Here is an 8,596-nt window from a genome sequence, read left to right as displayed (position 1 = left end):
GTCAAAAATCTTGCCGTCACCTGACATGAACCCGCACCTCCCACCACCGGTCGTAACACTGTTTCGAACTTGAGTTCCATCGTACCGACACCCCGGGGCGGTGGCAAGGGTGTTCGATAGACTATTTCGATCAGGTTCGAAAAGTGTCGGCGCCGACGCAGGCCGGGGCGTGGACCCTGAGGCTGGTGAGACTGGATGGGCCCGTGGTGTCAGCGCCAGATCCTCGGCGCGTGAACGGGTACGGGAAGAATGGGGTCGTCGGGGTCGAAAAGGGCAGACAATGGAGACATGGCTGCCTCAACTCATCTGCTCAAGAGCAAGGACACCTACTCGCGCGACGCGCTTGCCGACATCCTGACCACCCTCGCCGACCGGATCCGCACCGGGACCGTCAAGTTCGACCAGGGCGCCACCAGCGTTGACCTCGGGTTTCCCGCGTCGGTGCGGCTGGACGTGGAGATCAAGGAGACGCCCAAACCGACCGGCACCAAACACGAACTCGAACTCTCGATGTGGTGGGTGACCAGCCCCGACGGAGAGCCGACACCGTCCGGGGGCATCGCGATCTCGTGACCGGGGAGAGGCTGGCGCGGAGAGGCTGAAGCAGGGCGTGGCCGGCGCGGCAGGACTGAAGCCGGTCGGGGCCGGCGCGGCGGGCCTGACGCGGCGACGCTAGAACGCCCCGCCCAGCCGGCCGGACAGTCGGTCGAGCCGCTCCTGACTCGCCCCGTCCAGCCCGATCACAGACAGGGTCTTGCCCTTTTCGGCGTACTTCTGCTGCACCGCGTCGAGGGTCGCGACGGTCGAGGCGTCCCAGATGTCGGCGTCGGTGAGGTCCAGGACCACGTGCTCGGGGTCGTCGGAGTAGTCGAACTGGTACACCAGGTCATTACTGGAGGCCCAGAACAGTTCTCCGGTAACGCGGTAGGTGCGGGTGTCGACGGTGCCGTCGTGGTCGGTGTCGAGCTCGGCGACCTTCTCTACAGATGTCATGTGCGCGACGCGGCGGGCGAACATGATCATCGCGGTGACCACGCCCAGCACCACGCCGATCGCCAGGTTGCCGGTCCACACGGTCGCCACCACGGTGACCACCATGACCAGCGTTTCCGACAGCGGCATGACCCGAAGCGTGCGCGGGTGCACGGAGTGCCAGTCGAACGTGCCGACCGACACCATGACCATCACCGCGACCAGCGCCGCCATGGGGATCATGCCCACGATGTCGCCGAGCGCCACCACCAGGATCAGCAGGAACACGCCCGCCAGCAGCGTCGACAGCCGCGTCCGCGCGCGCGATTCCTTGACGTTGATCATGGTCTGGCCGATCATCGCGCAGCCGCCCATACCGCCGAAGAAGCCGGTCACGAGGTTGGCGATGCCCTGGCCCCAGCCCTCGCGGGTCTTGTCGGAGTGGGTCTCGGTGATGTCGTCGACCAGCTTGGCGGTCATGAGCGATTCCATGAGCCCGACCAGCGCCATCGCCAGCGCGTAGGGGGCGATGATCTGGAGGGTGTCCAGTGTCAGTGGGACGTCGGGGAAGAGCAACGACGGCAACGTGGTCGGCAGCTCGCCCTGCTGCGACACATCGGGCACGTTCCACCCCACCGCGACCACGACGGCAGTAATTGCGACGATGGCCACCAGCGGCGCCGGCACGACCGTGGTCAGTTTCGGGAAGCCCACCATGATCACGATTCCCGCCACCACCAGCGGATACACGAGCCACGGCACGCCCAGCAGGTGGGGGATCTGCGCGGAGAAGATGAGAATCGCGAGCGCGTTGACGAAGCCGATCATCACCGACCGCGGGATGAATCGCATCAGTTTGGCCACGCCGAGCAGCGACAGCAGGATCTGGAGGACGCCGGCCAGCAGGACGGTCGCGATGAGATAGTCGAGGCCGTGGTCGGCCGCGACGGGGGCGATGACCAGTGCAACCGCGCCCGTAGCCGCCGAGATCATGGCCGGCCGGCCGCCGGTGAACGCGATCGCCACGGCCATGGTCACCGACGCGAACAGTCCCACCCGCGGGTCGACTCCGGCGAGGATCGAGAACGAGATCGCCTCGGGGATCAGCGCCAGCGCCACCACCAGGCCGGCGAGCACCTCGGTCCGCAGCCGGGCCGGGGACGAGAACGCCGCGCGGAACGACGCCCACACGCCGGTCGGGAACTCTGTGGCCGGCAGTTCACTCGTCCGGCGCGTCTCGCTCGCCGTGGGCCCGCTGTTCACTGATCACCTACAGTCTAGAGTCGAACTCTCTCGCCACGAGAGAGTAGAAACCTACCGTAGCGGGAGAGTTGTGGCCGGGGAAATTCAGGGCGAGCAGACCATGAAGATCGGGGAGGTCGCCGAGCGCACCGCCCTGTCGATCCGCAGCCTGCGCCATTACGACGAGCTCGGCCTGGTCAGCCCGTCCGCCCACTCCCCCGGTGGGTTCCGCCTCTACACCGAGGCCGACGTCGAGCGCCTCCTCCTCATCCGCCGCATGAAACCACTGGGGTTCAGCCTCGACCGGATGAAGGACTTCTGCCGCGCGCTCGACACCCTCGGCGCCGGAGGTGGCAGCGCGGGTGGTGATGTCGCCGGAGGCGAGGGTCAAGGCGCCAGATTTGACGACGACGCCGCGACCACCATCTCCGAGATCGGAGCCGAGGCCACGGAACGTCTCGAGCGTCTGCGCAAGCACCTGGCTTACGCGGAAGAGTTCGTCGAGATCATCGACCGGCTCAGCTGATCACGCCCGGCCCGCGCTCCGGCCCGTCAACGCCAGGTCAGAGCGCCCGGCCGATGACCTCCTTCATGATCTCGTTGGTGCCGCCGTAGATCCGCATGACGCGGGCCCCGGCGAACTTCTGCGCGATGGGGTACTCCATCATGTAGCCGTAGCCGCCGAAGAGCTGGAGGCAGCGGTCCACCACGTCGTCGAGCATGTCGGTGGCCTGCATCTTGACCATGGAGGCGGTCACGGCGTCGAGCTTGCCGGCGAGTTCCTGCTCGATGCAGTAGTCGACGTAGGTGCGGGTGGCCATGACCTGCGTCTTGCAGTGCGCGAGCTCGAAGCGGCTGTTCTGGAAGTCGAGGATCGGCTTGCCGAACGCCTGCCGCTCCTTGGTGTATTCGATGGTCTCCACGACGGCGGCCTCGGCCATGGCGAGCGCGTCCACGGCGATGGCCAGGCGCTCGCGCGGCAGCTGGTTCATGAGCTGGTAGAAGCCCTGGCCCTCCTCGCCGCCGAGGATGTTCGCGGCGGGGACGCGCATGTCGTTGAAGAACAGTTCGGCGGTGTCGGCGCCGTGGCGGCCCATCTTCTCCAGGACGCGGCCGCGCTCGAAGCCGGGGGTGGAGGCCTCGACGGCGAACAGGGCCATGCCCTTGTGGCCGGCGTCGAGGTCGGTCTTGGCCACCACGACCACGAAGTCGGCGGAGCCGCCGTTGGAGATGAAGGTCTTGGAGCCGTTGATGATGTAGTCGTCGCCGTCACGCTTGGCGGTGGTGCGCACACCCTGCAGGTCGGAGCCGGCGCCGGGCTCGGTCATGGCGATGGCGGAGATCCACTCGCCGGAGCAGATCTTGGGCAGCCAGGCCTTCTTCTGCTCTTCGGTGGCGTAGTTGGCCACATAGTGCGGGGTGATCGTGGAGCCGACGCCCATGCCGAACGCGGTGTCGCCGGAGTAGACGAGTTCCTCGGTGACGAGGTATTCCATGCCGGCGTCGCCGCCCTGGCCGCCGTATTCCTCGGGCACGTCGAGGCAGATGAGTCCGGCCTCGCCGGTGCGGAGCCAAGTCTCGCGGTCGACGTGCTTCTGCTCGGCCCACTTCTCCTGGTTGGGGGACATCTCCTTGGCGAAGAACGCCCGGGCGTGCTCGCGCAGGAGGGCGTGGTCCTCGGTCTCCCAGGAGGGGCGGTAGTCGGGAAAGAGTGCGGACATCTGAGGGACCTCCAGGAAAAAATTTGACGACGACGACAACACCATCGAGTTCAGTGTCGAGTCTACGACCGCGTCCTTCCGTGAGTTCGGGCGTGACGGACCCGATCGGGGCCATACTCGTGCCATGAGCGATTCCAGCGATCAGTCGAACACGGACGACCAGCCCGGGGCCCGGCCCGAGAACGCCGCCCTGCCCGAGCCTTTCCCCACCGACTGGACCCGCTGCCTGATTCTGGTGGCGCACCCGGATGACCCCGAGTACGGCATGTCCGCGGCGGTGGCCCGCTGGACGGCCGAGGGTCGCAGTGTCGTGTATGTGCTCGCGTCCAGTGGTGAGGCGGGCATCGAGGGTATGGCTCCCGAGGTGGCGGGGCCGATCCGCGAGGAGGAGCAGCGGCGCTCGGCGGCGCATGTCGGGGTGGAGGTCGTGGAGTTTCTGGGGTTCCCGGACAGTCGGATCGTCAACAACACCGAGCTACGCGATGCGATCGCCGACTCGATCCGCAAGCACCGACCGGATATCGTCGTGTCGTTGTACTCGGGCCCGGAGTTCGCGCCGGGCTTTCCCAATCAGTCCGATCACATGGAGTTCGGTGACGCGGTGGGCGCCGCCTACGACGACCTGGTGGCCGCGGTCGGCGTGGACGCCCGCGAGGGCCGGCCGCAGATGTGGTTCGAGTCCGATCCCCAGCCGAGCCACTATGTGGAGGTCACGGGTTTCGTCGAGCCGGCGATCGATGCGCTGGCCGAGCACAAGGAGTACATGTCGGTGCTCGATCCGGACACCCCGGTCCGCGAGCAGGCCCGCAAGCAGGTCGAGAACATGGTGGCGCCCGTCGAGGGTCTGGCCGGCGGCAACCCGGTGGTGGGCTTCACCCGCAAGCGCCCCTGACCCCGGGCGGGCCAGCGCCGCTCCCCCTCGCGGGCTGGCGCCGCTCTCCCCTCGCGGGCTGGCGCCGCCCTCCCCTCGCACAATCTCTCCCGAATTGGTGATGTGCCAGGGATCACGGCGGCCCGGGGAATGACCTCGGGCCGCCGGGCCGTTCTAATAGACATGACAACTTCTTTGGATGCCCGCAACGAACTGCAGCTCGACGAGGCCGCCCAGGATCTCCTGTTCCGCGAGGCCCGCACCGCCAACGCCTTCACCGACGAGCCGGTGACGGATGAGCAGCTCGAGGCTATCTACGACCTGGTCAAGTGGGCTCCCACCTCGATGAACTCCCAGCCGCTGCGCGTGCTGGTCCTGCGCTCGGAGGAGGCCAAGGCCCGCCTTCTCCCGCTCATGGCGGAGGGCAACCGCGCCAAGACCGACGCCGCCCCGGCCGTCGCGCTGCTCGCCGCCGACGTGGACTTCCACGACGAGCTGCCCACGCAGTTCCCACACTTCCCCGGCGCCCGTGACATGTTCGCAAGCTCCGAGGACGCCCGGACCGGCACCGCCGAGCTCAACGCCGGCCTGCAGATCGGCTACGCCATCCTCGGCATCCGCGCCGCCGGCCTGGCCGCTGGCCCGATGACCGGCTTCGACGCCGAGGCGATCTCCAAGGAGTTCTTCCCCGACGGCCGTCACCGCGTGCTCGTCGCGATCAACATCGGCAAGCCCGCAACCGACGGCGCCTGGTTCGATCGTCTGCCGCGCCTGGACTACGACGAGGTCGTCACCGCGCTCTGACCAGAAAGCGCACGCTGCGCGCCTTACCCATAGCCCTACGCGCACCCCGCACTACATCCGCAAGAGCACCACATCCGCAAGAGGGTTCCGCACACGAAACGCGAGAGCGAACGTGCGGAACCCTCTTGGCGTTGTGAGGGCGAGTCAGAATCGCCTGCGAGGCGCCAAAGCCCAGCTGAGCGTGAGGCTGCGCGAGCCGGGCCGGCTCAGGCGGTACCTGCTGGCGCGAAGTCCTCGGCGAGTTCGAACTTCTTGACGATCGCTTCGGCCCAGTCGGCGGCCGGGGAAACCATGCTGCCGTCGGCCGGGGAGCCGATGTAGGTGAGCCAGAAGCGAGAGTCGCCTTCCCCGACGACCGCCGAATAGATCAGCGCGCCATCCGGCCCGAGCATCTGCTGCTGACCAGCCCCGACGACACGGACCCACACTGACGTTCCGTCGCCGACCCGGGTCGAGATCTCGTCGGCACGCTCGCCGACGGGGCGGACCGGAATCGGAAGAACCGACTGACCGATGGAGTTGGCCAGTGCGACAGCCGCCTGCTCATTGTTGACGTCCTGCCCGCCCAGCATCTCCGGGGTCAGCGCGCCGATGAACACGAGCCCGCCCTTTGCGGACATCTCCTCCGGCATCATCGCGGTAGTGCCGAAGGGCATCGGCCCGGACTCCGCCATCCAGCCCTCCGGAACACGGAAGGTCAGCCCGGCAGCCTCGTCGGTGTACTCGGATCCGGCCGCGACCTGGGTCTTGGCGCTCATCGTGCGCTCGCTCGGCCCGTACGTCCGCTCTGAGACCACCCACGTCACTGCCGCGGCGATCATGGCCAGGAGCACCACGAGGACGACCCACGCGATGGTGAGGCCACGACCGGAAGATGACGAAGAGTTCATAGCGCCAGGGTAGGTGCGCAGGCCGACCCCGTGCACCGCGGGGCTATGTCGTACGTCGCAGGGTGATGTTGACCCGTCCCGGCTCTGCACCCAGCACCTCGCGGCACCAGCTAGGCGCGGAGCCGTCGTGGACCTTGGGCACACCATGGAACGCCATCCGCGAGGGCCCGCCGAATACCACCAGGTCGCCCGACTCGAGCCGCACGTCCGTGTATGGGCGGCCGCGATGCTCGGGCGTGCCGAAGCGGAACGTGCACGCGTCGCCGAGGCTGAACGAGACGACCGGGTCACCGCTGGCCTCGTCGCGGTCCTGATGCAGACCCATCGTGGCTCCACGGCCGTAGAGGTTCACCAGTGCTGCGTCGGGCGTGTACTCGGCTGGGCCGGGCGCGTGGCCGGTCGGGCCCGGGCCAGCGGTGCCGGAGTCGCGAGTAGCCGCGGCAGGATCGATCTCCGCGGCCGAGGTCAGCGCAGAACGGGCAGCTCGCACGAGCCAGTCGGGGATGGGTGGGGTGGCGTTGTCGTCGTCGTATCTATAGGGCGACCAGTGGCGCCCCAGGCTGAAGGTTCGGACCGACATGCGGCCCCCTCCCGGCAGCACGATCGTGCGTGGCGCGTTCGCCGCAGACCAGTCCACGCAGGCCTGCAGGAGGTATTCCTGCTGCTCACGGCTGAGCCAGTCGGGCACGTGCACCGCGCCGGGGGCGAGGATCGACGGCTCGCGGCGGACGCCGAACAGGGGCTCGGTCACGGGCGCAACTCGGTCATGCCAGGGACCCGGTCACGGCTGCCGTCTCATGCGCGGCCCAGCACCGCCCACGCCTGCTCCGCCAACTCCGGCGTGGCGGCAGCGACCACGGTGCCGCCCTCGATCGGCTGCGCGCCGTCCGGCCCGGTGATGACGCCGCCCGCGGCCTCGATGATCGGGATGAGCGCCACGATGTCGTAGGAATTCAGGTCGGACTCGACCACCAGATCCACCCGACCGGCGGCGAGCATGCAGTAGGCGTAGCAGTCGCCGCCGAAGCGCTGGAGGCGGACGCGGCGGCCGAGCTCGTCGTAGCGGTCGCGCACTTCGCCGGCATCACCGAACATTGACGGATGCGTGGTGTAGAGGATCGCCTCGGACAGCTCCGTGCAGTCCGACGTGCGCAGCTCGGTGGTCAGGGGCCGGCCCGTGTCGGCATCCGTGCGCCGCAGCGTCGCGCGGCCGCCCACCGCGGCAAAGGTCTCGCCGAGCACCGGCTGGTCCATCCACCCCGCCACCGCGCGACCGTCCTCGACCACGCCGACGAGCGTGCCCCAACCCGCCATGCCGGTGAGGAACGCCTTGGTGCCGTCGATCGGATCCAGGTACCAGGTGCGCGCAGCGTCGGCCGGGCCGGTCCGCCCGTTCTCCTCGCCCACCACCGCATCGCCCGGCGAGACGGCCTGGATGCCGGCGCGCAGGAGTTCCTCGATCGCGCGGTCAGCCTCGGTGACCGGGTCAAAGCCGCCGGTGCTCCCGCCAGCCTCGCCGCTGCGGCCGCCTGCGGAGCCACCGGCGGGCCCGGCGTTCTTGTCCGCCGCCGCGAGATCCGCGAGGTCACCGTAGAAATGCCGACGCGCGATCCGACCGCTCGCCGCGAACATCTCGTCGAGGCGCTCGATCTGGTCCGGTCCGAGGGTGCGGGTGGGCCGTGGAGTCATGCCCCCATCGTGCCCCAGGGGTCCGACAATCGCCGACCGGATCCCCCGACTCGCCCCTCAATACGTGTGCAACTCGCTACCGTGAGCACACCGCAGACCGAGCCACCCACGTACAAAGTCAGCGCATACAGAGTCAGCACGTACAGAATCACTACAGACATAGTCACCACATACAGAGCCGGGACACGATGACCGCCCTGATCGACTTCCTGACCACCCGCCGGGTCCAGCTGGCCACGGACTCCTGGCAGCACGTCAGCGCCACGGTGCAGGCGGTGCTGCTGGCAACAGTGCTGTCGGTCGCGATCGGGGTGGCCGTGTACCGCAGCCGCACCGGGTCCGCGGTGGCGACCGGGCTCGCCGCCACGGCGCTGACCGTGCCATCCTTCGCGCTGCTCGGCCTGCTC

9 protein-coding genes and 1 pseudogene are annotated in these 8,596 nt (G+C 68.4%); 5 read left to right on the top strand and 5 right to left on the bottom strand.

What is annotated here, in order from left to right; all coding sequences use genetic code 11:
* Positions 1–288 precede the first annotated feature (288 nt).
* A complete protein-coding gene (locus tag G6016_RS15745; RefSeq protein ID WP_182633541.1) occupies positions 289–573 on the top strand; it encodes an amphi-Trp domain-containing protein in 285 nt (94 codons plus the stop codon).
* Between the two features lie 99 nt (positions 574–672).
* Here G6016_RS15745 and G6016_RS15740 read toward each other — a convergent pair whose 3' ends face one another.
* Positions 673–2,190 carry a SulP family inorganic anion transporter gene (locus G6016_RS15740; RefSeq protein WP_182633544.1) on the bottom strand — a complete coding sequence of 506 codons (1,518 nt, stop codon included), beginning with the start codon at positions 2,188–2,190 and terminating at the stop codon, positions 673–675.
* 145 nt (positions 2,191–2,335) lie between these two features.
* On the opposite strand from G6016_RS15740, the gene G6016_RS15735 reads away from it, so the two are divergent.
* The gene (locus G6016_RS15735; protein WP_182633543.1) at positions 2,336–2,740 is read left to right on the top strand and encodes a MerR family transcriptional regulator; all 405 of its coding nucleotides are present in this window, start codon (positions 2,336–2,338) and stop codon (positions 2,738–2,740) included.
* Between the two features lie 37 nt (positions 2,741–2,777).
* On the opposite strand, the gene G6016_RS15730 is transcribed toward G6016_RS15735, so the two are convergent.
* Positions 2,778–3,935 carry an acyl-CoA dehydrogenase family protein gene (locus G6016_RS15730; protein ID WP_182633540.1) on the bottom strand — a complete coding sequence of 386 codons (1,158 nt, stop codon included), beginning with the start codon at positions 3,933–3,935 and terminating at the stop codon, positions 2,778–2,780.
* Positions 3,936–4,059: 124 nt separating this feature from the next.
* On the opposite strand from G6016_RS15730, the gene G6016_RS15725 reads away from it, so the two are divergent.
* A complete protein-coding gene (locus G6016_RS15725; protein WP_182633539.1) occupies positions 4,060–4,827 on the top strand; it encodes a PIG-L deacetylase family protein in 768 nt (255 codons plus the stop codon).
* 162 nt (positions 4,828–4,989) lie between these two features.
* On the top strand, positions 4,990–5,610 hold the full coding sequence (locus tag G6016_RS15720; RefSeq protein ID WP_182633538.1) for a malonic semialdehyde reductase: 621 nt from the start codon (positions 4,990–4,992) through the stop codon (positions 5,608–5,610).
* Positions 5,611–5,816: 206 nt separating this feature from the next.
* Here G6016_RS15720 and G6016_RS15715 read toward each other — a convergent pair whose 3' ends face one another.
* The 3 genes from G6016_RS15715 to G6016_RS15705 are packed head-to-tail and all read right to left on the bottom strand — an operon-like array spanning position 5,817 to position 8,189.
* Positions 5,817–6,500 carry an APA family fibronectin-binding glycoprotein gene (locus G6016_RS15715; RefSeq protein WP_182633537.1) on the bottom strand — a complete coding sequence of 228 codons (684 nt, stop codon included), beginning with the start codon at positions 6,498–6,500 and terminating at the stop codon, positions 5,817–5,819.
* Between the two features lie 43 nt (positions 6,501–6,543).
* Positions 6,544–7,251 carry an alpha-ketoglutarate-dependent dioxygenase AlkB gene (locus G6016_RS15710; RefSeq protein WP_182633536.1) on the bottom strand — a complete coding sequence of 236 codons (708 nt, stop codon included), beginning with the start codon at positions 7,249–7,251 and terminating at the stop codon, positions 6,544–6,546.
* Positions 7,252–7,295: 44 nt separating this feature from the next.
* Entirely contained in the window at positions 7,296–8,189 is an 894-nt protein-coding gene (locus G6016_RS15705; protein ID WP_182633535.1) for an inositol monophosphatase family protein, read from the bottom strand.
* Positions 8,190–8,377: 188 nt separating this feature from the next.
* Here G6016_RS15705 and G6016_RS15700 point away from each other — a divergent pair.
* A pseudogene (locus tag G6016_RS15700) lies at positions 8,378–8,596 on the top strand (ABC transporter permease); the annotation flags it as partial.

Origin of the sequence: Dietzia aerolata, from assembly GCF_014144865.1 — a bacterium.
GTDB lineage: Bacteria > Actinomycetota > Actinomycetes > Mycobacteriales > Mycobacteriaceae > Dietzia > Dietzia aerolata.
Note: the sequence above shows the minus strand (reverse complement) of the source record. Positions and strands in the feature narration are given on the sequence as shown.